Source organism: Methanococcus maripaludis, from assembly GCF_002945325.1.
In the GTDB taxonomy this organism is placed as follows: Archaea; AGJL01; Methanococci; order Methanococcales; family Methanococcaceae; genus Methanococcus; species Methanococcus maripaludis.
Genome location: NZ_CP026606.1, coordinates 662,983 through 688,847, shown reverse-complemented (window position 1 = coordinate 688,847; position 25,865 = coordinate 662,983). Strand labels below are relative to the sequence as shown.

Annotated in this window: 26 protein-coding genes and 3 tRNA genes; 18 read left to right on the top strand and 11 right to left on the bottom strand. The window is 34.1% G+C overall.

Annotation, left to right across the window (positions count from 1 at the left end; genetic code table 11):
• The first annotated feature begins 155 nt into the window (after window positions 1–155).
• Complete coding sequence (gene fbp, locus MMJJ_RS03680) at window positions 156–1,307, top strand: fructose-1,6-bisphosphate aldolase/phosphatase (protein ID WP_013998745.1); 1,152 nt, start codon at window positions 156–158, stop codon at window positions 1,305–1,307.
• A 91-nt stretch (window positions 1,308–1,398) separates the two neighbouring features.
• Here fbp and ilvD read toward each other — a convergent pair whose 3' ends face one another.
• The 3 genes from ilvD to MMJJ_RS03665 form a co-directional block, all read right to left on the bottom strand.
• Window positions 1,399–3,051, bottom strand: coding sequence for a dihydroxy-acid dehydratase (ilvD, locus tag MMJJ_RS03675; RefSeq protein WP_104837735.1), 1,653 nt, complete (start codon window positions 3,049–3,051; stop codon window positions 1,399–1,401).
• A 77-nt stretch (window positions 3,052–3,128) separates the two neighbouring features.
• Window positions 3,129–3,815 carry a precorrin-2 C(20)-methyltransferase gene (gene cobI / locus MMJJ_RS03670; RefSeq protein ID WP_104837734.1) on the bottom strand — a complete coding sequence of 229 codons (687 nt, stop codon included), beginning with the start codon at window positions 3,813–3,815 and terminating at the stop codon, window positions 3,129–3,131.
• A 19-nt stretch (window positions 3,816–3,834) separates the two neighbouring features.
• Window positions 3,835–4,686, bottom strand: a complete 852-nt coding sequence (locus MMJJ_RS03665) for a shikimate kinase (RefSeq protein WP_104837733.1) — start codon at window positions 4,684–4,686, stop codon at window positions 3,835–3,837.
• A 132-nt stretch (window positions 4,687–4,818) separates the two neighbouring features.
• Here MMJJ_RS03665 and MMJJ_RS03660 point away from each other — a divergent pair, with 132 nt between their 5' ends.
• Both MMJJ_RS03660 and MMJJ_RS03655 read left to right on the top strand, forming a co-directional pair.
• A complete protein-coding gene (locus tag MMJJ_RS03660) occupies window positions 4,819–5,364 on the top strand; it encodes a DUF447 domain-containing protein (RefSeq protein ID WP_104837732.1) in 546 nt (181 codons plus the stop codon).
• A complete protein-coding gene (locus MMJJ_RS03655; RefSeq protein ID WP_104837731.1) occupies window positions 5,365–6,825 on the top strand; it encodes a replication factor C large subunit in 1,461 nt (486 codons plus the stop codon). It abuts the gene before it with no gap.
• 9 nt (window positions 6,826–6,834) lie between these two features.
• Here MMJJ_RS03655 and trm5b read toward each other — a convergent pair whose 3' ends face one another.
• The 3 genes from trm5b to MMJJ_RS03640 form a co-directional block, all read right to left on the bottom strand.
• Complete coding sequence (gene trm5b, locus MMJJ_RS03650; RefSeq protein WP_104837730.1) at window positions 6,835–7,863, bottom strand: tRNA (guanine(37)-N1)-methyltransferase Trm5b; 1,029 nt, start codon at window positions 7,861–7,863, stop codon at window positions 6,835–6,837.
• Between the two features lie 68 nt (window positions 7,864–7,931).
• On the bottom strand, window positions 7,932–8,312 hold the full coding sequence (locus tag MMJJ_RS03645) for a hypothetical protein (protein WP_104837729.1): 381 nt from the start codon (window positions 8,310–8,312) through the stop codon (window positions 7,932–7,934).
• 66 nt (window positions 8,313–8,378) lie between these two features.
• Entirely contained in the window at window positions 8,379–9,401 is a 1,023-nt protein-coding gene (locus MMJJ_RS03640) for a type II glyceraldehyde-3-phosphate dehydrogenase (protein WP_104837728.1), read from the bottom strand.
• A 218-nt stretch (window positions 9,402–9,619) separates the two neighbouring features.
• Between MMJJ_RS03640 and metG the strand changes: the two genes are divergently transcribed.
• The 5 genes from metG to MMJJ_RS03615 all read left to right on the top strand — a co-directional run bounded on the left by metG (window position 9,620) and on the right by MMJJ_RS03615 (window position 15,131).
• Window positions 9,620–11,611 carry a methionine--tRNA ligase gene (metG, locus tag MMJJ_RS03635; protein WP_104837727.1) on the top strand — a complete coding sequence of 664 codons (1,992 nt, stop codon included), beginning with the start codon at window positions 9,620–9,622 and terminating at the stop codon, window positions 11,609–11,611.
• A gap of 135 nt (window positions 11,612–11,746) precedes the next feature.
• On the top strand, window positions 11,747–13,264 hold the full coding sequence (locus MMJJ_RS03630; protein WP_104837726.1) for an AMP phosphorylase: 1,518 nt from the start codon (window positions 11,747–11,749) through the stop codon (window positions 13,262–13,264).
• A 109-nt stretch (window positions 13,265–13,373) separates the two neighbouring features.
• The gene (locus tag MMJJ_RS03625; protein ID WP_104837725.1) at window positions 13,374–14,180 is read left to right on the top strand and encodes a DUF63 family protein; all 807 of its coding nucleotides are present in this window, start codon (window positions 13,374–13,376) and stop codon (window positions 14,178–14,180) included.
• A gap of 13 nt (window positions 14,181–14,193) precedes the next feature.
• The gene (locus MMJJ_RS03620; RefSeq protein ID WP_104837724.1) at window positions 14,194–14,484 is read left to right on the top strand and encodes a DUF2097 domain-containing protein; all 291 of its coding nucleotides are present in this window, start codon (window positions 14,194–14,196) and stop codon (window positions 14,482–14,484) included.
• Between the two features lie 14 nt (window positions 14,485–14,498).
• Window positions 14,499–15,131: a cobalt-precorrin-8 methylmutase gene (locus tag MMJJ_RS03615; protein WP_104838582.1), complete on the top strand. Its 633-nt coding sequence runs from the start codon at window positions 14,499–14,501 to the stop codon at window positions 15,129–15,131.
• 1 nt (window position 15,132) lies between these two features.
• On the opposite strand, the gene MMJJ_RS03610 is transcribed toward MMJJ_RS03615, so the two are convergent.
• Window positions 15,133–15,525, bottom strand: coding sequence for an HIT family protein (locus MMJJ_RS03610; RefSeq protein ID WP_011170275.1), 393 nt, complete (start codon window positions 15,523–15,525; stop codon window positions 15,133–15,135).
• A gap of 436 nt (window positions 15,526–15,961) precedes the next feature.
• Here MMJJ_RS03610 and MMJJ_RS03605 point away from each other — a divergent pair, with 436 nt between their 5' ends.
• From MMJJ_RS03605 to MMJJ_RS03595, 3 genes are all read left to right on the top strand, one after another.
• Window positions 15,962–16,675 carry a TIGR00297 family protein gene (locus MMJJ_RS03605; protein WP_104837723.1) on the top strand — a complete coding sequence of 238 codons (714 nt, stop codon included), beginning with the start codon at window positions 15,962–15,964 and terminating at the stop codon, window positions 16,673–16,675.
• A 161-nt stretch (window positions 16,676–16,836) separates the two neighbouring features.
• Window positions 16,837–17,541: a TrmJ/YjtD family RNA methyltransferase gene (locus tag MMJJ_RS03600; protein WP_104837722.1), complete on the top strand. Its 705-nt coding sequence runs from the start codon at window positions 16,837–16,839 to the stop codon at window positions 17,539–17,541.
• 70 nt (window positions 17,542–17,611) lie between these two features.
• Complete coding sequence (locus tag MMJJ_RS03595) at window positions 17,612–18,025, top strand: hypothetical protein (protein ID WP_011170279.1); 414 nt, start codon at window positions 17,612–17,614, stop codon at window positions 18,023–18,025.
• Between the two features lie 47 nt (window positions 18,026–18,072).
• Here the strand turns inward: MMJJ_RS03595 and hjc are convergent, their stop codons facing one another.
• The 3 genes from hjc to cobT are packed head-to-tail and all read right to left on the bottom strand — an operon-like array spanning window position 18,073 to window position 20,025.
• Complete coding sequence (hjc, locus tag MMJJ_RS03590) at window positions 18,073–18,480, bottom strand: Holliday junction resolvase Hjc (protein WP_104837721.1); 408 nt, start codon at window positions 18,478–18,480, stop codon at window positions 18,073–18,075.
• Between the two features lie 16 nt (window positions 18,481–18,496).
• Window positions 18,497–18,943 carry a methanogenesis marker 6 protein gene (locus MMJJ_RS03585; RefSeq protein ID WP_104837720.1) on the bottom strand — a complete coding sequence of 149 codons (447 nt, stop codon included), beginning with the start codon at window positions 18,941–18,943 and terminating at the stop codon, window positions 18,497–18,499.
• Between the two features lie 29 nt (window positions 18,944–18,972).
• A complete protein-coding gene (gene cobT, locus MMJJ_RS03580) occupies window positions 18,973–20,025 on the bottom strand; it encodes a nicotinate mononucleotide-dependent phosphoribosyltransferase CobT (RefSeq protein ID WP_104837719.1) in 1,053 nt (350 codons plus the stop codon).
• 120 nt (window positions 20,026–20,145) lie between these two features.
• Here cobT and MMJJ_RS03575 point away from each other — a divergent pair, with 120 nt between their 5' ends.
• From MMJJ_RS03575 to MMJJ_RS03545, 7 genes are all read left to right on the top strand, one after another.
• The gene (locus MMJJ_RS03575; RefSeq protein WP_104837718.1) at window positions 20,146–20,661 is read left to right on the top strand and encodes an NUDIX domain-containing protein; all 516 of its coding nucleotides are present in this window, start codon (window positions 20,146–20,148) and stop codon (window positions 20,659–20,661) included.
• A gap of 110 nt (window positions 20,662–20,771) precedes the next feature.
• Window positions 20,772–20,849: transfer RNA gene (locus tag MMJJ_RS03570), tRNA-Arg, on the top strand.
• Between the two features lie 27 nt (window positions 20,850–20,876).
• A tRNA-Glu gene (locus MMJJ_RS03565) sits at window positions 20,877–20,951 on the top strand.
• A 212-nt stretch (window positions 20,952–21,163) separates the two neighbouring features.
• The gene (gene oadA, locus MMJJ_RS03560) at window positions 21,164–22,873 is read left to right on the top strand and encodes a sodium-extruding oxaloacetate decarboxylase subunit alpha (protein ID WP_104837717.1); all 1,710 of its coding nucleotides are present in this window, start codon (window positions 21,164–21,166) and stop codon (window positions 22,871–22,873) included.
• A gap of 45 nt (window positions 22,874–22,918) precedes the next feature.
• On the top strand, window positions 22,919–24,424 hold the full coding sequence (locus MMJJ_RS03555; RefSeq protein WP_013998766.1) for an acetyl-CoA carboxylase biotin carboxylase subunit: 1,506 nt from the start codon (window positions 22,919–22,921) through the stop codon (window positions 24,422–24,424).
• A 105-nt stretch (window positions 24,425–24,529) separates the two neighbouring features.
• Window positions 24,530–24,606, top strand: a tRNA-Val gene (locus MMJJ_RS03550).
• A 110-nt stretch (window positions 24,607–24,716) separates the two neighbouring features.
• Complete coding sequence (locus MMJJ_RS03545; RefSeq protein ID WP_104837716.1) at window positions 24,717–25,151, top strand: flagella protein F; 435 nt, start codon at window positions 24,717–24,719, stop codon at window positions 25,149–25,151.
• Here MMJJ_RS03545 and MMJJ_RS03540 read toward each other — a convergent pair whose 3' ends face one another.
• Window positions 25,152–25,823, bottom strand: coding sequence for a diphthine--ammonia ligase (locus MMJJ_RS03540; RefSeq protein ID WP_104837715.1), 672 nt, complete (start codon window positions 25,821–25,823; stop codon window positions 25,152–25,154).
• Window positions 25,824–25,865 lie beyond the last annotated feature (42 nt).

Sequence of the window (25,865 nt, the reverse complement as noted above, 5' to 3'; positions counted from 1 at the left end):
TTTTAGATAAATATATAAAACTTAAATCAATAGGTATATTGGATTTTTTTGAAAATACTGTTTTTCGAAATTTGGCAAAACATAAATATTTTCTAATGACAATATAGAACTAAGGTAGATTTGATTTATCCGAAACATGATGAAGGTGGAAAAGTATGGAAGAAAAAGTAACCTTAAGTGTTATTAAGGCAGATGTTGGAGGGCTTTGTGGACACACATTAGCTCCAGAAGAATTATTAGACGCTGCAGAGTATGTTCTCGAAAATGCGCTCGATGAAACATTAATTGATTATTATGTTACAAACTGTGGTGACGATATCGACATGATCATGACCCACGATAAGGGAACAGACAACGAAGAAGTACACAAACTTGCATGGGACGCTCTTGAAGCAGCAACAGAAGTTGCAAAAGAGTTAAAATTATACGGTGCAGGACAAGACTTACTTTCAAACTCATTTTCCGGAAACGTTAAAGGACTCGGTCCAGGCTGCGCAGAAATGGAATTTGTTGAAAGACCAAGTGAACCAGTTGTAGTTTTCTGCTGTGACAAAACAGACCCTGCAGCATTCAATTTACCATTCTATAAAATGTTTGCAGACCCATTCAGCACTGCAGGATTAGTATATGATCCTTCAATGACATCAGGATTCAGATACGAAATCTTAGATGTTTTTGCACACAAAAGAGTATTTTTAGATGCTCCAGAAGAAATGTACTCATTACTCGCATTAATCGGAAACACTGAAAAATACGCTGTAAAAAGAGTTTACAGAAGAAAAGACAACGAAATTGCAGCAGTATGTTCATCAGAAAAATTAAACATGATTGCTGGAGAATACGTTGGAAAAGACGATCCAGTAGCAATTGTAAGAGCTCAAAGTGGATTCCCTGCAGTAGGGGAGGTTTTAGAAGGATTTGCAAACCCACACCTCGTTGCAGGATGGATGAGAGGATGCCACTTTGGACCTATCATGCCTGTTGCCGAAGAAGATGCAATGCCTGCAAGATTTGACGGTCCTGCAAGAGTTATGGCTTTAGGATTCCAGTTATCAAAAGGAAGATTAGTTGGACCAAACGACCTCTTCGCAGACAAATCATTCGATAAAGCAAGAGAAAAAGCACTCGACATGGCTGAAATGATGAGATCAATGGGTCCATTCATGCCACACAGATTACCTGAATCAATGATGGAATACACGTCAGTTCCAAAAGTTTTAGCTCAGTTAAAAGACAGATTCCTCGAAATGGACGAAGGATGCGAATGCAAACTCGACGAAATAAGAGAAAGAGGAGACATGGAATAATTTTTCCATGAATTACTATTTTTTTAATCATTTTTTAAAATTGAAATGTAAAATCTAAAATTTAAAAAAAAGTATTTTAGTTATTTTTTAATTATTTTAAAACTGCCCCTTCATCAGCAGACGAGACTAGTTTTGAGTATCTTGATAAATAGCCTTTTTTGATTTTAGGCCCAAATTCTCCCAGTTTTGAGAGTCTTTCTTTAATGACTGATTCATCTAAATCAACATTTATTTCTTTTTCAATCATGTCAATTTTGATAATATCTCCATTTTCAATTGCAGCAATTACTCCACCAGCTGCTGCTTCTGGAGAAACGTGTCCGATACATGGGCCTCTACTTCCTCCGCTGAATCTTCCATCAGTAATCAATGCAACACTGTCATCAAGACCCATTCCGCAGATTGCTGAAGTTGGGGAGAGCATTTCTCTCATTCCTGGACCTCCTGATGGTCCTTCGTATCTGATGACTATAACGTCGCCTTCTACAATTTTTCCACCAAGTATCGCAGAAATTGCTTCATCTTCGGAATTGTAAACTTTTGCAGGTCCATCGTGTTTGTACATTTTTGGATTTACTGCACCAATTTTTACAACGCAACCGTTTGGAGCAAGATTTCCTTTTAAAACTCTTAAACCAGCAGTTTCGTGAACTGGAGCTTCTACTTTTCTTATAACGTCGTAATTTATGTATTTAACAGATTCTGCAATTTCTAATAGGCTTCTTCCGTCAACCGTTTTTGTATCTCTAATTTTTTCTTTTAACACATTCAATACCGCAGGAATACCTCCAGCATTATGTAAATCAATCATGTAGTGTTCTCCACCCGGTTTGATTGATGCAATATGCGGAACTTCATTGCTTAACCTGTCAAAGTCATCGAGAGTTATGAATTTATTTTCAATTTCATTTGCAATTGCAGGAATGTGTAATGTTGTGTTTGTTGATCCACCAAGTGCAAGATCGACCAAAATAGCGTTTTCAAAAGCTTCTTTTGTTAATATGTCTGTTGGTTTTAAGTCTTCTTTTACCATATCAACAATTTTTGAGCCACTTTTTTTAGCAAGCCTAACCTTTTGAGCATCAACTGCATGCGTTGTTGCACACATTGGAAGAGAGAGTCCCAAAGCTTCTGTAAGGCAGGCCATACTGTTTGCAGTGTAAAGCCCTGCACAACTTCCAGCACCTGAACATGCACAGTCTTCAATGCACTTTAATTCTTCTTCAGTAATTTTTCCAACTTGGTATTCTCCGACACCTTCAAAAAGGCTGATAAGTTCGTATTTTTTACCTTGGAATTCTCCCGGAAGCATTGGTCCTCCAGTAACTACAATAAATGGAATGTTTAGTCGTATGGCACCCATTATCATTCCAGGAACGATTTTATCACACGTAGGAATTAAAACAAGACCATCAAATCCATGTGCTCTTGCCATTGATTCAACAGCGTCTGCAATAATTTCTCTTGAAGGTAAAGAGTATTTCATACCTTCGTGGCCCATTGCAATACCGTCGCAAATTCCAATGGTATTAAATTCAAATGGCGTTCCACCGTTTGCATAAACACCATGTTTGGCCGCTTCCGATAATGTTCTTAAGTGAATGTGGCCAGGAACAACTTCTGTAAAGCTGTTTACAATTCCAATAAATGGTTTTTCCATGTCTTCGTCTGTATATCCGCAAGCTTTTAAAAGAGCCCGGTTTGGAGTTCTTATAACTCCCTTTTTGACGTTATCACTTATCATATCTTACCACCATTAACGATTAAGCTAATATTCGAGCAAATTAAATAAAAAAGTATCGATGTATAAATTAATGAAACTTATTTCAATTTTTTAATAATTGCTAAGGATAAATAATCTTTAAACGGTTCAAAATCAATTTCATCGATTTTTCCTAACGCAGTTTTTTGAGTATTCGATGTAACTCGGTTTACAACACCAACTAAATAGTTATCTTTTTTATCTTTTAAATTTTTCAATTTTTCTTCCAAATCGTTAGTTTTCATCACAATTAAAGTATCGAATTCTTCTAAATATCTTTCTAAATCTTTTCCTTGTGGTAAAATTGCTAATTTTTCATCCCCTTCAACTAGAGGGATATTTAAAACGCCTGCAGCGGCAAATGGTGATGAAATTCCGTTTATAATTTCTACATCAATTTTATTTTCAGTGAATATATGCCAAACATATGAAAAAGTACTGTAAAGTGTTGCATCCCCAATCGTTACAACTGCAACAGTTCCATTTTCTTTCATTACTTTTTCTGCGGCATTATTCCAGTGTTTTTGTAAAAATTCAACATCTTTACTCATTGGAAACAAAAGTTCTACCACTTTTTTGTTTTCTGGAATTATAGTTTTTATAATGTCATATGCAACAGAAGCTTTTCCTTCCTTTGAAATTGGAACAAATATGGTATCTGCATTTTGAATTACATTTACCGCTTTTAAAGTTAATAAATCTGTATCCCCTGGACCAACACCTATTCCATATATTTTATCGACCATATTTTCACCAGTTAATTAGTTAATAAAGTATTTTAGCTCCGTCATTACTAGGTTTTGTAATTGTGGTTTCCCCATATTTTTTGAGTGCATTTTCAACGTTTTTTTCATCTTCAGGGTAGCAGAGAGCAACATAAGAAGGACCGGTTCCTGAAAGCCCCGCAGTAACTGCACCAGCTTCTAAAGCATCAACAGAAATGTTTGATGGAAAATTTAATGCAGAAGAATAAAGTAATCCATTTAAAAACAGTGCTTTATAGTAATCTCCATTCATACACTTTTCAAAAGCCATATCAACGTAATCTTTAATCAATTTCATTCTGTTTACATCAACATTCTTTTTAAATTCGGGCATTAATACAATAACTTTTATATCTTCTTTAAATTTATCTTTTTTCAGTATTTTTCTTTCCATATTATTACATACGGTAATTCCACCAAAATAAGATGCAGTAGCATCATCATATGCCCCAGTAACAGTTAAATTTTCTTCAAAAGATGATTTTATTGCAAGATCCAAAACCAAATCAGGATCTACTTTTTCACCAAGTGCGCCGATTGTTGCTAAAACTGCCGCATTTGAAGCTGCACTGCTGCTGCTTAGGCCTGATTTTATCGGTATATCCCCAATTGTTGAAATTTTTGCAGAATAATCAACTTCAAAGTGGTCAAATACGTTTTTAACGCATCTTTCTACAAGACTGGGTTTTAAAGTAGGGTTATCTATTGAAATTCCGTTTATAATTTTTTTCCCATTATCTATTAACTCAACATCAGCTTTTATTTTCAAATCAACACCGAAAGCAGAGCCAAAACCTGTTGCAATTGCATTAATTATTGTTCCTGACCCTAAAGAAACTGCAGAACATCGCATAATGTCACCAAAAGAATTAAATGAGTAGTTGAACCTTTTAAATTTAATAAGTGATACTAACATATAAAATCAATGTAGTAATATAATATTATAGTTGAAAATAGTATGTTTGAATGATTACAGTGGGTATCTATGAAGTATGAAGTCGTTATAACTTCGGGAAATTCTAATCAGGCGCCAATTGGAGCTTTTTTTAAAGGTGATTTCGTAACTTTGCATTTGTATGATGGTTCACACACTTTTGAAAATTTACAAAAAGATGAGTTCTATATTCTAAATACTTGCAGTCCTTATTTAATTGCAAAATCCGTTCTCGATGATGCTGGAGATTACGAATATTTAGATAATGACGGAACAAAAATTCCATATTTAAGGGATTCTTACAAAATAGAATTAATTGAAATCAAAAACCGAAAAATCGTGGAAACAAAAAATGAATTTGGAAGTTCTAAACTCATGATTGTCGAAGGAAAACCTATTTTTGAAAAAATATTAAATTGTAATATTTCTGCTTATAACCGTGCAGATGGTGCTGTTGTTGAAATGGCAGTTTTATATTCCCGGAAAAATATGATTTCAAAAGAAGAAATGAAAGAAGAAATGACTAGATTAATGAAAATTATTAAAAAAGTCGGCAGTAAAAATCATATCGAACTTGCAAAAAAGTTAGGTGTTTAAATGGAAGAGTGGGTTGAAAAATACAGGCCAAAATCATTAAATGATGTCGCAGGGCACAATAAAACTAAACAAACACTTGTTGAATGGATAGAATCTATTATAGGCGGTCAAAATCAAAAACCAATACTTTTAGCAGGGCCTCCTGGATCGGGTAAAACTACTTTAGCTTACGCGATTGCAAACGATTATGCTTTTGATGTAATCGAACTTAACGCGAGTGACAAGCGAAATAAGGATGTAATTTCACAAGTTGTTGGAACTGCGGCAACTTCAAAATCACTTACTGGAAGAAGGACGTTAATCGTTTTAGATGAGGTTGACGGGCTCTCTGGAAATGATGACCGAGGAGGGGTAGCTGAAATAATAAAAGTTTTAAAAACAGCAGAAAACCCCGTAATTTTAACTGCAAACGATGTATACAAACCTGCTTTAATGACGCTTAGAAATTCTGTAAATTTGATAAATGTCGGTTCAGTTCACACAAACTCGATTCCACCGGTTTTAAGAAGAATTGCACTAAAAGAAGGTTTTGAAATCGATGAAAAAATAATTAAAATGATTGCAAGTCACTCTGGCGGAGATTTAAGGGCTGCAATAAATGATTTACAGTCATTAGCAACGGGCGGATCGATTGAAATCGAAGATGCAAAAGAACTTCCCGATAGGGACAGTGAAAAGAGTATTTTTGATGCAATGAGAATAATAATGAAAACAACCCACTACGACATTGCAACAAGTGCTACAAGGGATGTAAAAGAAGATATCGGAACCATTGAAGAGTGGATTTCTGAAAATTTACCAAAAGAATATTTAAAATACAAGGATCTTGCAGAAGGGTATGACTACCTTTCAAAATCAGATGTATTTTTGGGAAGGGTTTACCGAAGACAGTATTTTGGACTTTGGAGATATGCTTCAGCTTTAATGACTGCTGGAACTGCTTTAGCAAAAGAAGAAAAGTATCGAGGATTTACCCGATATGGGCCACCTGCTATCTTTACAAAATTAAGCAGGACTAAGGGTAGCAGACAGAAAATGAAAGATATTTTGAAAAAAATAGCTTTAAAGACCCATACTTCAACAAAAAGAGCAAGAAATACCGTGGATTATTTGACTGTAATTTTTGAATCAAATCCGGAAGTTTCTGCAGAACTTGTGGAATATTATGAACTTACAAAGGATGAAATGGAGTTTTTAACCAACAAAACAATTACAAAAAAAATACTTTCAGTAATTGCTGGTAAAAAACCAAAAGTTAAAAAAGAAACCCCGAAGAAAAAAGAAACTCCCAAAGAAGTAATGCCCGTTATTCCAAAACGTCCTAGAATTTCAGAAACTCCAAAAGAACCTTTAAAAGAGGTAATCGAAGAAACCGTTCAACCTTCTGAAAAAGTAAATAAAAAAGAAGAAGAAAAGAAAAAAGATCCAAAAAAACAGGCAACTTTGGACAGCTTCTTTTAAAAATTTAAGTTAATTCTTTTTTAGTATTTTAAAATCAATTACAAATACGTATTCTCTTGGGGAATATGATTTCACGATTCTTTTATCAACAACTTCACAATCGCACTTTGATTTGAAAAGTTCAATTCCTTCATCAAACTCTGCACCTACCGTGTAGTAGTGAATTGTTCCGCCATCTTCAACGATTTCAAGGGCTTTATCTACGAATTCATGGGCGTATTTTGGCAAATTCATTATAACGCGGGTTCCCTTCAGATCCACATTTCTTACATCTTCTAAAATTGGGACTATTTTATTTTCGAGATTATTTAGCACGATGTTTTGTTTTAAAAGTTCAATTCCATCCGGGTTTATATCGACTGAATATATTTTTTCCGCATTTTTACAAGCAATAGAATATGGTCCAACTCCGCAGAACATGTCAACTACAATGTCATCAATGGTTACAAGGTCCATTATTCTTTTTCTCTCCCACCCGAGCCTTGGTGAGAAGTAAACTTTAGCAACATCAACTAAAAGCCGGTATCCATTTTCTTTGTATAATGTAAGTGTTTTTTCTTTGCCTGCGAGATGTTCAAGATCCCTAACCCTGAAATCCCCTTTCACATCGCTTTCTCGCCTAAAAACTGCTTTTACCGAAGGAATTAATTTTAAAGCATTTTCTCCAATTTTTTTCCTAATTTCTGGGGCAATTTCTTCTGAAATCTGTAAAATTACGATATCTCCAATTATGTCATACGCGTGAGCGATTAAATTTCCATCAACTTCATTTTTAAAATTTTTTAAAAGATAATCCTTAAAACTTGTCTTTTTTTCAGAGTTTATCTTTGAAATTTCATTTTCGTCGATTTTAGAAAGTTCAAAATCGATATTTTCATCTTCAAAAATTTTTTTATCGAAATTACTGGAAGTTAACGGAATGTATAAAAATTCCCCTTCTTTTTTTAATTTATAGCTTTTACTAAGTAAATCATTATCAAGCATGATTTTTCGTGCTTTTTCGCCCAGTTTGAAATTAACTTTGATGCAGAATACCAATATTTCACCAATATTTAGAAATTTATAGATATTATTAGAAATGATATATGATTGTTAATTAATTCGATTTACTGTGAAATGGCCTTTTTAATTTTATAATAATGATATTCAACAGTTTTTATTGGAATTTGTGTAATTTCAGAAATTTCTTTTGGAGTTTTTTCAATATATCTCTCCACAATTTCTTTTTTACTTGTGGGTCGTCCAGTAGTTGGTTTAATTGATTTTACTTCAATTCCAATTTCTTTTAAAGCCCCGAGTACTTTTTTATTGGTCCTTTTAAATTTAGATTCAGGCAAAATAATTTTTTTAACCTCACAGCTCTCCAAAATTTCAATTATGATGTTTTTAGAGAGTTCTGTGTTTATATATATTGCATCCTCTTCAGCGTCTAAATTCTCTATTTTTTCGACAAATTCTTCAAAAGAATGCCCTCTTAGGTATTTCATAAAATCACGTGTAAATTCAAGTTTGATATTTGTGTTAAAATATGTAAAAAAGCAGATTTAAATAAGTTATTTAATTAAACCCATTGCTTTATTGGTTTTTTCAATTGATTTTAAGTTGTCGCTTTCCATTTCGAGCATTGCTCTAATACAGTCCACGTTTTCAGGGATAACATCGCTTTCCTGGTGTATTGCCTGCATCATGTAAACTTCGTTGTCTACAACGTTTACGCTTTCTTCCCATACTGCAATTTCGTTTAAATCGTATCTGCTTCTTCCAAGGTCTCTTGCGTATTCAATAATTTTTGCAGTCGAATCAAATCCTTCTGAAGCTTTCACGGTTAATATTCTTGGTGTTTTTGCAAGTGCATCAATTATTTCGTCTCTTGTGGTACCTGAAGTTTCTACCATTATTGAGTGCATGTGCATCAGTGTTGTTGGAACGATAACTGCTGAAGTCATGATTTTTCCATCGAGTTCGGGAATAACTGAAACAACGTCTGGTCCGTGGTGTGATGGAACTGATACTGGATTTGGAACGATTGCATTTACTGGTCCTGTTTTTATGTCGTTAGGATCAGCAGCTCTTCTTATGAGTACGATTCTTGCTTTTAAAATGTCAGCAACTGAATTAATTGCGTACATTGATCTACAAAGTCCTGTGGTGTTGCATGATACGAGTCTGATGTAGTCTTTTCCGTAGCATCTTTCGTAGCTCCATAGTGAGTTAAATGAGTCTTGTGCGTCGCCTGCTTTTTCTCCACCTTGGATTATTGCTTTTACGCCGTGTTTTTTGTATACGTTTTCGAGATTTGCTTTTCCAATTTTTTTAGGGGCTCCGTCAACTACAATATCTGCATCTTCAATAATATCGTCAAGTGTTCCTTCAACAGGAATTCCTGCTTCTTCAAAAAGATGTTTTCTTTCAGGAATTGCTGCAAATAATTTGTATCCCTTTTCAACAGCCATTCTGGCTTCAAAGTCAGGTTTCGTTTTTGTAACTCCAATAACTTTCATGTCGTCCTGTTTAGCTACTGCATCGGCAACCCTTTTACCGATAGAGCCGTATCCGTTTATCAATACATTTGCCATAAAATCACCAGTTTATATCTATTTTTACCCCTATTTAGAAAATATTTATTTTTAGAAAGTTTTAACTTAGATATAAATATTATCTATATTAATTTATATATCGTTTTTGAAAATCGGTTTTGAATTTCACAAATATCTATTAATAATCTATTAATAAAATGTTTACAATTCATTTTGTACGAATGTTAATAAATTTTACGATTATTTGGAGGATTAAGATGAGGCATTTAGTTACAACTGCATTGGCATATACAAATGGGCCCCTTCATCTTGGGCACGCGAGAAGTACTTACATCCCTGCAGACATTTATACAAGATATTTAAAACTTAAAGGGGAAGAAGTAATCCATATCGGGGGAACAGATAACCACGGAGTTCCCATTACACTAACTGCCGAAAAAGAAGGCGTAAAACCGATAGATATTGTTGACAGATACCATAATGCAATAAAAGCAGACCTTGACAGTTTAAACATTTGTTTTGATAATTTTGGAAGGACACACAGTGATATACACATCGAAACTGCTCAAGAATTTTATTCAAAATTAAAAGAAAATGGATACATTTACGAAAAGGAAATTGAACAATTTTACTGCGAAAAATGTGACATGTACCTTGCAGACAGGTACGTTGAAGGAATCTGTCCATTTTGTGAAGGCGAAGCAAGAGGCGACCACTGTGAGGTTTGCGGAAGACACCTTGAACCAACAGAACTTGTAAACCCGTACTGTATACACTGTAATTCAAAACCCGAAATCAAAAGAACTACACACTATTTCTTTAAATTAAGTGCAATGCAAGATGTTTTAAAAGAATACATTGAAAATTCTCCAGAAATGCCGGAACACGTAAAAAATATGGCTTTAAGATGGATTGAAGAACTTCACGACTGGGACGTTTCAAGAAACATAAAATGGGGTGTCCCAATCCCAGGATGCGACGATCAGGTGATGTATGTCTGGATTGAAGCTCCAATTGGATATGTATCTTTTACAAAACAGCTTGGAAATATCTGGAAAAGCTACTGGCTTGAAAATACAGATGAATCAAAAATTTCACACTTTATTGGAAAGGATATCACTGTACACCATGCGGTATTTTGGCCGGGAATTTTAAAAGGAATCGGCGGATACAAAATGCCAAACGCGGTTGTTAGCGGCGGTTACTTAACTCTTGAAAACAAAAAAATGAGTACAAGTAAAAACTGGGTTGTATGGGTTAAAGATTTTGTTGAAAACTTTAGTTCTGACTATTTAAGATATTTCTTCATGATAAATGCTCCATTAAATAGGGATACCGACTTTTCATGGGACGATTTCCAAAAAAGGATTAATACTGAATTAATTGATATTATCGGAAACTTTACACACAGAACTTTAGTATTTACGGAACGTAAATTTGGCAGTACTCCAATTGTGGACTTAAACCAGTTAAAAGGCGAAGATAAAAAGTTAATTTCAAAATGTGAAGATACAGAAAAACTTGTTGATTCATTAATTAGGGAATACAACTTTAAAGATGCATTAATGGAAATTATTCATTTGGCAAAAGATGGAAACGGTTACTTCCAGGGAATGGCGCCATGGGCAATTAAAGATGAAGAAAGATTAAAAGAAGTAATGTACACATGTTCTGTTGTTTTAAAGTACATAATTTACCTTTTAAGTTCCTTCATGCCTGAAAAAACGGCTCTTCTTTTAGAATACATGAACGAAGAACTCGATTTAGAAGTTAGGGGAAATCCTCTTAAAAAACCGAAAGTTATATTTACCAAGGTAAGCGATGAAGATATTTCGAGAATGAAAGAAAATCTTTTAAAAGCTACGAAAAAGGCCGAAACAAAAGCGGACGAAAAGTCCAAAAAAGTAAAATCTGGTGAAAAAATGGATATTATTGACATTGATTACTTTGGAAACATTGATTTGAGAGTTGGACAGATTTTAGAGGTTGAAGAAGTTCCAAGATCAAAAAAACTCTACAAAATTATTGCTGATTTGGGCGATGAAAAAAGACAAATTGTTTCTGGATTGAAAGGGGCTTATGAAGCAGAAGAACTCGTTGGAAAAAAAGTAATTATCATCTGCAACTTAAAACCTGCAAAATTATGCGGTGTTGAGTCACAAGGAATGCTTTTAGCAGCAGAAGACGACAGTATTGTAAGTTTATTGGCGCTTGACAGGGACCTTCCAGTTGGAAGCAAAATCCACTAATATTCTTTAAAATTATTATTTTTTGTTAAATTTCTTTTTTTATAAAATTTTTTAAAAAAGTTTTTATTTTAAGTTAGATATAAACTGATTAGAGTTAATTTATTAATTTTAATAATAATCTGCGGGAGGGACATCATGCTATTTTTAAATGCAAAATTTATAGACCTTGATCTGGGCGAAAATGCGGTAATTGTTAACGAAGAAGATTTAAAAGGAACTTCTTACTACCCGCAGGATAGGGTATTGATAGAGTCACACGCAGGTTCTGTCATCGGAAACATCTATTCTACAAAAACCATGGTTCAAAAAGGCGAAGTTGGAATGCTTGTAAGTGAACTTGCAGAAATTTCAATTTCAGACGGAGAAGAAGTAAAATTAAGACACGCAGAAAAGCCCGAATCCGTTCCATTTATAAAAAAGAAAATGGATGGACAAGTTCTAAATCCTCACGAAATAAGAACGATAATCGATGAAATCGTATCTAAAAAACTCTCAAACATTGAATTATCCGCATTTGTTTCATCTACTTACATTAATGGAATGAATATGGATGAAATAAGCGAGATGACCAAGAGAATTGCAGAAACCGGGGACATGATTTCTTGGGAGAAAAATCTGGTTGTCGATATCCACAGTATCGGAGGAGTTCCTGGAAACAAATATGCACTTCTTTCAATCCCGATACTTGCAGCAGCGGGAATCACAATTCCAAAAACCTCATCAAGGGCGATAACTTCGCCTGCAGGAACTGCTGATGTAATGGAAGTGCTCACAAATGTTGAATTAAAAGAAGAAGAGATAAAAAGGATAGTTAAAACCACAAACGGGTGTCTTGCATGGGGTGGAGGCGTAAATTTAGCTCCTGCAGATGATATTATCATAAATGTGGAAAGACCAGTTTCAATTGACCCCCAACCCCAGCTTCTTGCAAGTGTTATGGCAAAAAAGATTGCAACTGGAATTAAATATACTGTAATCGATATTCCTGTTGGAAAAGGCGTAAAAATCAAAAATGAAGCAGAAGGGGCAAAATTAGCGAGGAAATTCATTGAACTTGGAGAATTGCTAAATATTAAAGTAGAATGTGTTTTAACATATGGTGGACAGCCACTTGGAAGGGCAATTGGACCTGCACTCGAAGCAAAAGAAGCAATTGAAGCACTTCAAGATCCAAAAAATGCTCCAAAAAGTTTGATTGAAAAAGCCTTATCTCTTGCAGGAATTCTGCTTGAACTTGGCGGTGCCGCACAGATTGGTGAAGGGCAAAATTTAGCATGGGAAATGTTAGAGTCTGGACGGGCACTTGAAAAATTCAACCAGATCATAATTGAACAGGGCGGAACTCCAAAAAAACCTGAGGAAATAGAACTTGGAGAATATATTGAAGAGATAATTGCTCCAATAGATGGCTACGTTACAGATATAAGTAATACTGGAATTACAAACGTAGTCAAAGAGGCTGGAGCTCCAAGGGATAAAAAAGCAGGACTTTTACTAAATTCAAAGATTGGAAACAAGGTTAAAAAAGGAGATGTGTTGTATACAATCTATTCTGGCTCTGAAGAAAGGCTTGTGTCAGCAGTAAATCTTGCGAGAAGAGTTTATCCTGTAAAAGTTGAAGGAATGCTTATTGAAAGGATAAGTAAATTCTAACTTTTAATTTTTTAATATAGGTAGAATTAAATAGAATTATTCATAGTTATTTTTTAGAAATGTTTACTGATTTAGTCTTATTTTATCTAGATTTAACTGCGGTGACTTAATGAATGGAATGCTTTTAATCCGAGAATTTATTTACCGGTACTATATTTACCCGATAGATACAAAACAGGGCTATAATTTAATTCAGGAAATCACATATGGGATTTTGCTCTTTGTAATGGTTTACACGTTTTACAAAATTTGTTTAAAACTTAAAATCGCAATTGACCGCAGATTTGCAGAAGTTACTGTATTTTATGTAATTTTGATAACCTTGATGAGGGCGCTAGTTGATGCAGGACTTTTTCCAAGGCTTTATTACACAGTTACGCCGGGAATAGTTGTTGCAGTTGGTATTTACTACATGATTTCAATAATTATTTCAGGAATTCTTTTAAAAAAGAGATATTATTTACTTTCAATAGCAATGGCAGTAGTTCCAATTCTTTACATGCTTTTCGAGTTTTCGAGTAGGATAACTCACCCCGAAGCAATAGTTTACGTATCCGGAATATTGCTTTTAAGTTATTATTTATTGATTTACATCGTCGAAAAGCTGAAAAAGGTAAAAATTGAGCGGATAGATAAATACGCTATATTTTCACAGCTTGTAGATGCATCGGCAACATCTGTAGGAATTGGCATATACCATTATTGGGAGCAGCACCCTGTTCCGAGGTTTTTTATGGATTACTTCGGACCTTACAGCATAATACCTTTAAAAATGCTTGTAGTGCTTTTGGTTTTAGATATATTTAACAAAGAAGTTAAAGACGATAATTTAAGAAATATATTAAAAATAACAGTAATGGCTTTAGGGCTTGCACCAGGTCTTAGAAACCTATTTAGGACAGTAATGGGAGTTTAAATTAGGTGAAAATATGGCTGAACCAGAATACAACGAAGAAATCAATATGGAAGTTACGGAAGAAAAGATGAGAGAATACATGGATAACGAAGTAGATGAAGGGGACTACATAGAAGTTTACTTTGGAAGGTGCCATGTTGAAGGAACCATCGATGCAAAAGATGGGACTCATTATCGAGTTGATACGGATAATAAAACATTTGGATTGATGGAATTTGATATTGAAAATATTTCAAGGGATGTTTTAGAAGTAGCGCACATTCCTGAAAACAGCAATAAAAAAATCATACTTTCAGTTCTGTAAGTGATAATATGTTTATGGGAGCAGTAACCAAGGACGGAAAAGACATCGCAGACCGATCAAGAGAAATAGTAAAAACAAAAATAAGCGAAGTTTTGGGAAAAAATGTTATATTGTATTCTGACGAAGAAATGGGAATAATTGAAAGAGTAGTTCATGCAACTGCCGATCCAGAGTATTCAAAACTCGTTAACTTTGATAATAAACCAATTGAAAATGGTTTAAAAGCAATAACTAATGAAAGTCCGATAATTGCAGATATTTCGATGGTAAAAGCAGGAATACGTTACGAAGACGTATTATGTACAATTTCTGAAAAGAAAGTCTTTGAAGTTGCAAAAAAAGAGCAGGTAACAAGGGCCGTCGCATCAATCAGGGCTTCAAAAGAGTTAATTGATGGGGGTATTGTAGTTATTGGTAATGCGCCAACTGCACTTCTTGAAGTCATAAGATTAAATAAAGAAGAAGGAATAACTCCAAAACTGGTTATCGGAGCTCCGGTTGGTTTTGTAAAAGCAGCAGAATCAAAAGAATTATTAAGAACGACAAAAATCCCATCAATTTCTACAATGGGTCCAAAAGGTGGAACTCCTGTCGCAGTTTCAGCAATTAACGGAATCATTGCGCTTAGTAAAAATGAAAGAATTTAAATTATTCCATTATTCTATCGTAAATTGAATCAAGGTCAACGTTTATCGGGTCTTTTAACACATAAACTGGGTAACCTTCGTTTTCATATCTTGGGATGATGTGGAAGTGAACGTGCGGGACTTCTTGACCTGAAACCTGTTTGTTATTATTTAAAAGGTTGTAGCCATCCATTTCTAATTTTTCAAGTTTTTTTACAATTTTGTGGATAACTTCCATCATTTCGCATGCAAGTTCTTTTGGAAGTTCGTCAAATGTTTCAAAATGTTCTTTTGGAATTATTAAAGTATGGCCAACTGCTCTTGGAAATGCATCCATAAATGCTAAAAATTTGTCGTCTTCGTAAATTATTCTTGCAGGAATATCTCCTTTAACAATATCGCAAAAAATACACATGATTAAAATCACCTAAGTTTATTTCGAATAACCGATATGGTTTAAATGGTATATAAAAATGATATTTTAAAACTACTCAAAATATCAAAAGGTAATAACCTCAAAAAATTTTAAAAATAGCTGTTACCAATTTTTACGGGGTGTTGGACCGCAATACTTTATATACTGGGTTAGACATAATTATTTTTCGAAATTACAGTTTTTACCATATTGATGCAGCTATTGGGTGGATTATTTAAGAATGCTGTAAATAAATCTGAATGATTGTTTTAATATTAATAATATTCATGGTATATTTAAGAATTTTAATGAAAAAAAGGTTAATACAAAAATTATCTGATTTTTCCCGTATTATAATATAATAATGAAGGTAAGGTTAGGCTAGGTATCGTAAGATTTAATAATCTTTTGTGTTTAGGAATGTATGGTGAATTTAATGGACATGTTATTGAAGATAATTTATTCGGCAGCAATCACGGGACTACTCGCGGCACTAATTTATAAAAAGAAGTATCTCGACAAATGGGGGATATTCGGATCTTCGGTAATGGCATTTACAATATTGTTTTTGGCAGATTTAAAATGGCTACTGCTCCTTATCTCGTTTTTAGTTCTGGGCAGTCTCGTAAGTAAAATGGGTTATGGTTTTAAAAAGACAATAAAAATGGCTGAATCAAGACGTTCTTTGAAAAATGTTCTTGCAAATGGGCTTATGGCAATATTGTTTGTTTTAGCGTATTCTTCAGGATTTATTACCGAAGAAATAGCCCTTGTAGGATACGTTGGAACAATTGCAGCTGCAAATTCTGATACATTTTCATCAGAACTTGGAATGCTTTCAAGAGAAACTCCAAGGCTCATATCAAATTTTAAAACCGTTAAAACTGGAACCGATGGTGGAATAACCGTATGCGGTACATTTGCAGGGTTACTTGGATCTTTTTTGATAGGTTTACTTGCATATGCCCTTTTTAACGATATATTGATGTTTTGGACCGCAACAATTTCGGGAATGATTGGAAACTTTGCAGATAGCTTCCTTGGTGCATTTTTCGAGCGAAAAGGAATATTAAATAACGAACACGTAAATTTCATGGCAACGTTAAGTGGCGGAACATTTGCAGTTTTATTTTACCAGCTTGTACTTTAAAATAAAGCTGGCTTTTCTGTTTTTCGGGTGAGGTAATAATTAAATTATTTTTAAGTTTTTCAAAGATCAATATTTTTAACGATAGTTAATATTTAATCAGAATCTATAATAATTATAAAATTGAATCGGAATAAAAAATTAAAGTGAAAACTTGTGATAATGTGAAAACAGTAGTTATATTGGTTAATCCAAAATATGGTGGGAATTTAGGGGCTATTGCAAGAAATATGATGAATTTTGATGTTGAAGAATTAAGAATAGTTGGAACACCTGAAATTTTAGATGATGAAGCATATATTCGAGCAGTTCATGCGAAAAATATCCTAAACAATGCTAAATTTTATTCAAAACTTGAAGATGCAATTTCAGATATTGATTTTACTGTGGCAACAACGGGGGCAGTTTGTGGCGATAGAAACGTAAACCGGGTTCCAATTACTCCTCGAGAACTTGCTAAAAAACATTTTGGTATAAATGGAACATTGGGAATAGTCTTTGGGCGGGAAGATGATGGTCTAAAAAATGAAGATGTAGAACTCTGCGATATTTTGGTTTCTGTTCCAACTTCAAACAAATACCCAATATTGAATCTTTCTCACGCCGTTTCGGTAATACTATACGAAATTTACTTCGAATCATTTTCAGAAGATATTCCTTACGATTTAAACATGAAAAACGCATCAGTCGATGAAAAAAATGCACTTCTTAGATTTTTCAACGAGTTTGTAGATCGTTCAAAAGATGTGCCAGACTATAGAAAAGACATATGCAAGACAATTTTTAAAAGAATTGTTGGCAGGGCGTTTATTTCGGGAAAAGAAGCAAATTCCTTAATATGTGTTTTTAAAGATAAATGCCCGAAATAATATGGAAAGTTTTTTAAACCGTGCAAAGAATAATAATATTATCAATAGTATGGCGGAAAAGGTGAGGGGAATGAGTATATCTGGTGCACAGGGAAAGTCTTTGGTTTTGAAGTATGAAAACAACGAAATCATTTTTAATTTAAGCAATGAGGAAGAAGGTTTATTGGATACTGTTTCGATGGATTTAGAAACTTCTGCACTGTTTGTAACACTTTTAAATCACGGTGTAGTTTCTGCTGAAGAAATAAACCGTAAATTCAAAAAAGAAGGTATAAAACTTCAAAAGATACAGGATGTTGGAACGTGTTTTGCAAATGAAAGTAGGGTCTCAATTGCAATACTCCCAGCAGACGAAAAAAGAACTGCCTCGATATTGATAGGCATTCACAAGGAAGATGAACACTCATCAATAATAATAAAACCAAAAAGAGCAGCATATCTAAGCATTTCCATAACGAAAATGCTGATAAATACAATGGAATAATTTCAGACGTTATTTAATGATTAAAAAAAGTAAATAATTGCATTATATTACATTTCAGAATCCAACTTTTTTTGAATACTGTCTTCTGCAACATCTTTAATATCAAGTGCGATGGGGCACAATTTTTCATAATCAAGTGCGTAATTTTTACCCGCCGAAGTTAAAAGGTGAGGATTTATAAATAAGCATTTTCTATTAATTTTCAATGCAATAAACGGAATCCCGTCAAAAGTGTTGGAAAACTCTAATAATTTTTCAACATCTTCATTTGGAATGTAATATTTATCTTTTGAAGTTGATTTGCATTCAATTATAATTGGTTTTTTTCCTTTTTTTCCTGCAACTAAATCAACGCCGTGACTTCCAGCACTCCTGATAACTGCAAATCCATGATTTTCAAGTTTTTTCTTTAATTCTCTTTCAAAAGTAGATCCTTTTTGATATTTATGCGCCATAATTTCCCAAAAATATTTAGTTTTCTTTTAATACTTCGTCTGCAATTTTTTCAAAAGCATCGACTTTTAATTTTTTATTTTTCAAATTTTTAAATTCTTCTTCGAGTTCATCTTCGCTAATTTCTTCATTTTCTACTGCATCAAGGGCTTTTGAAATCCTGTCAAGTATTTTCTGTTCTGCTTCGAGCTGGTGAAAACCTTCTCTTGGGCCCCCTTTTCTAAATGCCCTACATCGTCTTTGATCCCATATTGGAAATCCCCTATCTTTACAAAAAATCTTATTTTTTTCAAGATTTCTTACTAATTTAACTACTTCATCGACAACGCCATCCTCGCCTTCGATAAATGCCCCAAAACACGTTTCTTTCACATTAATATCATATTCAAGTGAGTTTAAATATCTAAAAAGCCTTGAAGGCGATGTTTTAGAATCTTCTGCAAGAACTATGACTTTAGATTTCATGATTAACACCATAAGTCTTAATTTGGGAATTATTGAATAAGTTTTGAATACCATATTTCATAATTTTTTTCTACATATTCTCTTATGTCTTCTGGGTTTAAACCATTTGAGTAGCAGTAAGTTGCAATTCCTCCTGCTCCAACACCTTCCTTAACTGAACCATTACAGTATGCTTTTAAGCCGTCAATTTTTGAATTTTCATATCCAAATTTGGATGCATACAGCGGAATATCCCCAATCTGTTCAATAATATCTTTTAAATCTGCATTTCTATCATTTAATACAAATTCTGTGGTACTTATCCCTAAAAGTCCACTTTTCACTGTTTCAGGACTAATTTCTTTAATGGCTGCTAAAACAGATGCCATCTGCGTTCCTCCAGCAAGTAACACGGGTTTACCTTTTGATACTGCAGATATGGCCATACCTGCTACAACTGGCATCATTTTATCCCCAACTGCATTTAAAACATCAAAAACATCATTTGATTTAGAATTTTTAAGTCCGCTTTCGACGACCCTTAATTTCAAGTCTTTCGGGTTTTCGACTGAACCTGAGCTTATCTTATCTCTTGCATCATAGCCTAAACCTAAAAGAACACCAAGTGCAGTCGTGGTTCCTCCAGGAACGCTTTCACCAATTATTAAACTATCATAAATATTGTTATTTCCAATTATTTTTCCTAAATTTAATAATTCTTTTGAGTTATCCATTCCAAGACCTTTTTGGATATCTCCTGTTGGTTTTTGATCTACTGAAATGTATGGTATTTTTGGTTTTATGTAGCTTCCAGCGTCAACAGTCATTACAGGAATATTTAAAAGATCAACTGCCGCTCTTGTAATTGTTGCAGGGCTTGGGCATCCTGTAGCATCTATTGGCGGGTGGTTTAATGATAAACTTTCCCCTATAGTTACAAGTTCCATGTCTGCTGCAGGCGTGTAATCTATGACACTTTTATTGACTCCAGATATTCCCACATATTTTGTAGTTTCTATTGAAGATATAACGCATGAAAATAATCCATTGGTTCCTTTAAGTTTATCTAAAAATCCGTTTTCGTTAATTGAGATAATTGGCATGATTTCTCCTTTTAAATTTATTTAATATATCTTCCATCTCATACTTTACTTTGTTTTCTATTTTTCTTTTTGTGTTAAATTATTATGGGAGTTTTTAGAAACTGTTAACACGGTGATTTTATGGAATATAATTTATTATTAAAAATAAAGGACGAATCAATGGAAAAAGAAGTACTGGATGAACTCCTTAATTTTTTAGATAAAAAATATGCAGGAAAAGTTGTTGCAGAACCCTACCGCCGCATAAACTTAACAGTGGATATTTTGATTAAATATAAGTCAGGAATCGTTCTTATAAAACGAAAAAATGAGCCTTACAAGGATTATTGGGCAGTACCTGGCGGTTTTGTTGAATATGGCGAACGGGTTGAAGAAGCTGCAAAAAGAGAATCTAAAGAAGAGACAGGTCTTGATATTGATAATTTAAAGCTTATTGGAGTTTACAGCGATCCAAGTAGGGATTCACGGGGCCATACAGTAACGGTTGCATTTTTGGCTGATGGGATCGGAACTTTAAAAAGTGGAAGTGATGCAAAAGATGCAAGAATATTTAATTTGGATGAATTAAATGGGGTTGATTTTGCATTTGATCACAAAAAATTGATAGATGATTCAATTCATTATATATTTGATTAGCCAGTATATTCTATATGAAGTATCTAAATCTACGAATTAGATTAAGGGAAACATTTATATACTAGAATACCCTTCCTATACTATGCTCTTGAAACACTAAATGGAGACGGGGGCCCGTGGCCTAGTCTGGATACGGCACCGGCCTTCTAAGCCGGGGATCGGGGGTTCGAATCCCTCCGGGTCCGCCATTACTACTTTTCAAGATTTATGCAAATGCTCCAGTGGTGTAGTCCGGCCAATCATCCGGCCCTTTCGAGGCCGGGACTCGGGTTCAAATCCCGGCTGGAGCACTTTTTTTAATATTGGTTAAATTAATTCATACATTTAAATTAATAAGTTATATATAAATCCTTTTCGACAAAAGGCGTATTTTTTTTCGATGATATCCTTAAAAACATATAAATATCTAATTTAATATAACCAAAAGAGAATCTAATCAAAACAAGAGGAAACTCGTTTCTATCTTTTTTACTAATATTATGTTATTAAGCGAGGGATAACCATGGTAAAAATAACCGATACCTCCTTTAGGGATGCGCATCAATCTTTAATGGCAACAAGGTTAAGAACCGAAGACATGTTACCGATTGCAGAGAAAATGGACGAAGTAGGATTCTATTCGATGGAAGTATGGGGTGGTGCTACTTTTGATTCATGTATTAGGTATTTAAATGAGGACCCATGGGAAAGATTAAGGGAACTAAAAGGAAAAATTCAAAACACGCCCTTACAAATGCTTTTAAGGGGACAAAACTTAGTAGGATACAGGCATTACCCTGATGACGTTGTAGACAAGTTTATTCAAAAATCTATCGAGAATGGGATAGATATTGTGAGAATATTCGATGCTCTAAACGATATTAGAAATGTTGAATATTCCATAAAAGCTGTTAAAAAATACGGTGCTGAAGTTCAAGGTGCTATATCGTATACTACAAGCCCAGTTCACACGACTGAACAGTTTGTAGAGCTTGCAAAACAGTTTGAAGAGTTGGGATGTGATTCTTTATGTATTAAAGACATGGCGGGACTTTTAAGACCTTTTGACGCTAAAGAACTTGTTGGAATGTTGAAAGAAGAATTATCAATTCCAATCGATTTACACAGCCATTGTACTGCAGGAATTGCTCCATTAGCATATATGTCTTCTGTAGAGGCAGGAATTGATATATTAAATTGTGCAATGTCCCCTCTTTCAATGGGTACATCTCAGCCCCCTGTAGAAAGTATTGTGGCAGCATTAAAAGGCACAAAATACGATACAAACCTGGATCTTGTATTATTAACAGAAATTAGGGACTATTTTGACGAGATTAGAAACAAATACAAATGCCTGATAAATCCAATCTCTGAAAGAGTTGACGCTAGAATTTTAAGATACCAGGTTCCTGGAGGAATGCTTTCAAACCTCGTATCCCAATTAAAAGAACAGGGTGCACTCGATAAATTTGAGGAAGTTTTAAACGAAATTCCAAACGTGAGAAAAGACCTTGGATACCCTCCATTAGTAACTCCAACGTCCCAGATTGTTGGAACCCAGGCTGTAATGAATGTATTAACTGATGAAAGATACAAAATCATCACAAACGAAGTATCTAACTACTTAAAAGGATATTATGGAAAATCCCCTGCACCAATCAGCAAAGATCTCGTTAAACGGGTACTTCAAGATGGTGAAAAGCAGATTACATGCAGGCCTGCAGATTTACTCGAACCAGAATACGAAATAATGGAAAAAGAAGCTTTTGCGAAAGGAATAGTTTCAAAAGAAGAAGATATTTTAACTTATGCTTTATACCCGCAAGTTGCAGTCAAATTCCTGAGAGGGGAGTTAAAAGCAGAAACAATACCTCAAGAAAAGGATGTTTCGAAATTCATGGAAATTCCAAACGAATACATTGTTGAAGTTGATGGGGATTCTTTCAACGTAAAAGTGGAACCCGTATACAGTTCAGGAATTAAAAAAGAAGAGAAAAAAGAGATAATAACTGCAGAAACTGAGGGTGCAGTAACTTCACCATTTAGGGGTATTGTTACAAAAATAAAAGTTAGTACGGGCGCAAGTGTTAAACAAGGCGATCAGATTTTAGTTTTAGAAGCTATGAAGATGGAAAACCCTGTAGAATGTCCTGTAGATGGAACTGTTGAAAAAATAATCGTTAAAGAAGGTCAATCTGTAAACGTGGGCGACATATTGATGATTATAAAATAAATTAAGCATTTAATTAATGATACAGCAATTCCAGAAGGTAATATTATGTTTAAAAAAGTATTGATAGCCAATAGGGGAGAAATTGCAGTCAGAGTAATTCGAGCATGTAAAGAACTCGGAATAAAGACTGTTGCAGTTTTTTCTGAAGCTGATGAACACTCACTCTATAGAAATATTGCAGATGAATGTTATCCAATAGGGGAACCTCCTGCGTCAAAAAGCTACCTTAACATGGAAAGGATCTTAAAAGTGGCTGAAAAAGCAGGTGTGGATGCAGTTCACCCAGGATATGGTTTTTTATCTGAAAATGTAAAATTTGCAGATGAATGTCACAAAAGAGGCATTGAATTTATCGGACCTCCAACAAATGCAATTGATGTTATGGGCAGTAAAATCAATGCTAAGAAAGCAATGAAAACAGCAGGAGTTCCTGTACTGCCTGGAAGGGAAGAAGCAATCGAAAGCGAAGAAGAAGCAATCGAAGTTGCAGATGAAATTGGATACCCTGTAATCATAAAAGCATCTGCAGGTGGTGGCGGTATCGGAATGAACGTGGTTTACAATAAAGAAGAACTCGTTGATACGATACAGTCTACAAAATCCATTGCACAGAGTGCTTTTGGTGATTCAACAGTATTCATTGAAAAATACCTCGAAAAACCAAGGCACATTGAAATACAGGTGGTTGCAGATAAATTTGGAAATGTGATTCACCTTGGTGATAGGGAGTGTTCAATTCAAAGAAGGCACCAAAAATTAATTGAAGAGTCCCCTTCCCCAATCATGACTGAAGAATTAAGGGAAAGAATGGGAAATGCAGCTGTAAAAGCTGCTAAGGCCATAAATTACCACAGCGTTGGGACAGTTGAATTTTTATACAGCAAAGGCGAATTTTACTTCCTTGAAATGAATACAAGAGTTCAGGTAGAACACCCAATAACCGAAGTTGTTACTGGTGTTGATATCGTAAAAGAACAGATAAAAATTGCAGCTGGAAAAAAATTATCCTACAAACAAGATGAAATTACCTTCAGGGGACATGCAATAGAATGTAGGGTAAATGCAGAAGATGCAATAAATGATTTTGTTCCAGCTCCTGGAAAAATAAAATATTACAGGTCTCCTGGAGGCCCGGGTGTAAGGCTTGATAGTGGTGTATTCGGGGGAGCTGAAATTCCACCTTATTATGATTCCATGGTTGCAAAGATAATTACGTACGGTCTTACAAGAGAAGAAGCAATTGAAAGGATGAAAAGGGCACTTTCTGAATACATGGTTCTTGGTATAATTACAAATATACCTTTCCACAGGGCAGTAATTGAAGAGGACAACTTTTTAAAAGGAAACCTTTCAACGCACTACGTTGAAGATAATCTATGCTCATTTAGAAAAGCAATGGTAAATTATGCTTTAGAAGCAAAAGATAGGGAAAAAATATTCAGTGAAAAAGTATTTCACGGTAATAAAAAGGTCATTGCGATTGCAGGCGGTTTAAATGCATACATAACAAGCCTTTCAAATAAAAATAAGGATAAATACGATAAAAATTAAGTGGCTGATTGTAATTACTTCAAAGATATTAAATCATCCACTTAATTTTATGAATAATAGAAAAATATAAATACTAAATAAATTATCTTTATATAGTGATTAAGTGAGTTCGTGGTCTAGTTGGCTATGATACCGCCCTGACACGGCGGTGATCGGGAGTTCGAATCTCCCCGGACTCACCATTTTTATTTTAGAACGTAATATTTATAAATTTAAATAGATACATATACACAAACTCTATTTAAATATTGAAAAACCTTTTTTTAATATCAAACTTAGGACTTGTGAGAATATGGGTTTTTCAGAAATTTACGGTGTTGCATTTCTTTCAATAATTTTGTTAATTTCATTAACAGTAATTTATGGAACTGTTGATTCGAATTTAAACAATATTTTAAGTGCAAATGACGACCATGCTTACAACTTGTTAAAAAAATCTAAGGAAAATCTTACGGTTCAGTACGAAGGAATTGATTCTGATTCTGGAATTTTAAATATAACTGTAGTAAATAATGGAAATATATTGGAAGATGCTTCAAAATGGACGGTTATTTTTGAAGGGGATGTGGTAAACAACCCCTTAATTGAAAAAACATACGTTGAACCCCTTTCAAGAACGCAAATATATATTGAAACAATTTACAATTCAACAACAATTGATGATAAAAGAGTGTTAGTTTCGGGAGAATTTGGAACAACTTTTGTAAAAACAATTGATGTTAATTAATTACTTTTTAGAAACAAGCTCTGCATCATTTATATTGTAGCTTCCAGAAATTCCATCCCATGTAATTTCATAATCCAAAACTTCTATTTTTTTTTCAAAAAACGGGGCATCAAATACAAACGTTTCCGCTTCTCCGCCTTCAAAAGCTTTATTAATTTGGTATTTTTCCATTATCTTTAATAATTCTTCAATATTTGTTTCATCAATTCTTTTTCCAAGCCATTTTTTGTCCAGCCCGTAAGCTGCAACACTAACCATCCTAAAATCAAAGAATTTTGAAGTATCCCGTAAAATCAATTCCTGATCTTTGTGCCAGAGTGGTGAAAATGATTTTATTCCAATTTCTTCACAGATGTGATCAATTCTTGCTCTTTGATATTCGCTTGCAAGAGCTCCGCTTACAATTCCATCAATATCCAGTTTTTCAAGGTTTTTTTGCAAATCAAGAATTTCTTTTTCTTTTTCGCCTTTAGTAATTACTTTTATCATTTCAATTCCAGTACTTTCTGATACAAGGTCTGTCAATTCAACGTTTGGAATATGGAACATGTAGCTTTCTTTATTTTTTGAGGCCACGTTTACCAAATAATTAACATCCCATCCCTGATTTAGGGCCCAAAATAGTGCGTAGGCAGAATCTTTTCCACCAGAATAAAGCGATGCAATCTTCATAAATTTCACTTAAAATCTTTTAAAATAAAAAAGTAAAAATAG

What these genes read in the sequence shown, in the direction of transcription:
- MMJJ_RS03585 (WP_104837720.1), bottom strand. Translation starts at nt 18,943, where the DNA reads ATGAAATCTAAAGTCATAGTTCTTGCAGAAGATTCTAAAACATCGCCT.
- MMJJ_RS03620 (WP_104837724.1), top strand. Translation starts at nt 14,194, where the DNA reads ATGGCTGAACCAGAATACAACGAAGAAATCAATATGGAAGTTACGGAA.
- ilvD (WP_104837735.1), bottom strand. Translation starts at nt 3,051, where the DNA reads ATGATAAGTGATAACGTCAAAAAGGGAGTTATAAGAACTCCAAACCGG.
- MMJJ_RS03545 (WP_104837716.1), top strand. Translation starts at nt 24,717, where the DNA reads ATGGGTTTTTCAGAAATTTACGGTGTTGCATTTCTTTCAATAATTTTG.
- MMJJ_RS03595 (WP_011170279.1), top strand. Translation starts at nt 17,612, where the DNA reads ATGAGTATATCTGGTGCACAGGGAAAGTCTTTGGTTTTGAAGTATGAA.
- cobT (WP_104837719.1), bottom strand. Translation starts at nt 20,025, where the DNA reads ATGCCAATTATCTCAATTAACGAAAACGGATTTTTAGATAAACTTAAA.
- MMJJ_RS03555 (WP_013998766.1), top strand. Translation starts at nt 22,919, where the DNA reads ATGTTTAAAAAAGTATTGATAGCCAATAGGGGAGAAATTGCAGTCAGA.
- oadA (WP_104837717.1), top strand. Translation starts at nt 21,164, where the DNA reads ATGGTAAAAATAACCGATACCTCCTTTAGGGATGCGCATCAATCTTTA.
- MMJJ_RS03655 (WP_104837731.1), top strand. Translation starts at nt 5,365, where the DNA reads ATGGAAGAGTGGGTTGAAAAATACAGGCCAAAATCATTAAATGATGTC.
- MMJJ_RS03605 (WP_104837723.1), top strand. Translation starts at nt 15,962, where the DNA reads ATGGACATGTTATTGAAGATAATTTATTCGGCAGCAATCACGGGACTA.
- MMJJ_RS03640 (WP_104837728.1), bottom strand. Translation starts at nt 9,401, where the DNA reads ATGGCAAATGTATTGATAAACGGATACGGCTCTATCGGTAAAAGGGTT.
- metG (WP_104837727.1), top strand. Translation starts at nt 9,620, where the DNA reads ATGAGGCATTTAGTTACAACTGCATTGGCATATACAAATGGGCCCCTT.
- MMJJ_RS03660 (WP_104837732.1), top strand. Translation starts at nt 4,819, where the DNA reads ATGAAGTATGAAGTCGTTATAACTTCGGGAAATTCTAATCAGGCGCCA.
- cobI (WP_104837734.1), bottom strand. Translation starts at nt 3,815, where the DNA reads ATGGTCGATAAAATATATGGAATAGGTGTTGGTCCAGGGGATACAGAT.
- MMJJ_RS03540 (WP_104837715.1), bottom strand. Translation starts at nt 25,823, where the DNA reads ATGAAGATTGCATCGCTTTATTCTGGTGGAAAAGATTCTGCCTACGCA.
- MMJJ_RS03610 (WP_011170275.1), bottom strand. Translation starts at nt 15,525, where the DNA reads ATGTGTATTTTTTGCGATATTGTTAAAGGAGATATTCCTGCAAGAATA.
- MMJJ_RS03645 (WP_104837729.1), bottom strand. Translation starts at nt 8,312, where the DNA reads ATGAAATACCTAAGAGGGCATTCTTTTGAAGAATTTGTCGAAAAAATA.
- MMJJ_RS03615 (WP_104838582.1), top strand. Translation starts at nt 14,499, where the DNA reads ATGGGAGCAGTAACCAAGGACGGAAAAGACATCGCAGACCGATCAAGA.
- MMJJ_RS03575 (WP_104837718.1), top strand. Translation starts at nt 20,146, where the DNA reads ATGGAATATAATTTATTATTAAAAATAAAGGACGAATCAATGGAAAAA.
- hjc (WP_104837721.1), bottom strand. Translation starts at nt 18,480, where the DNA reads ATGGCGCATAAATATCAAAAAGGATCTACTTTTGAAAGAGAATTAAAG.
- MMJJ_RS03630 (WP_104837726.1), top strand. Translation starts at nt 11,747, where the DNA reads ATGCTATTTTTAAATGCAAAATTTATAGACCTTGATCTGGGCGAAAAT.
- MMJJ_RS03625 (WP_104837725.1), top strand. Translation starts at nt 13,374, where the DNA reads ATGAATGGAATGCTTTTAATCCGAGAATTTATTTACCGGTACTATATT.
- MMJJ_RS03665 (WP_104837733.1), bottom strand. Translation starts at nt 4,686, where the DNA reads ATGCGATGTTCTGCAGTTTCTTTAGGGTCAGGAACAATAATTAATGCA.
- fbp (WP_013998745.1), top strand. Translation starts at nt 156, where the DNA reads ATGGAAGAAAAAGTAACCTTAAGTGTTATTAAGGCAGATGTTGGAGGG.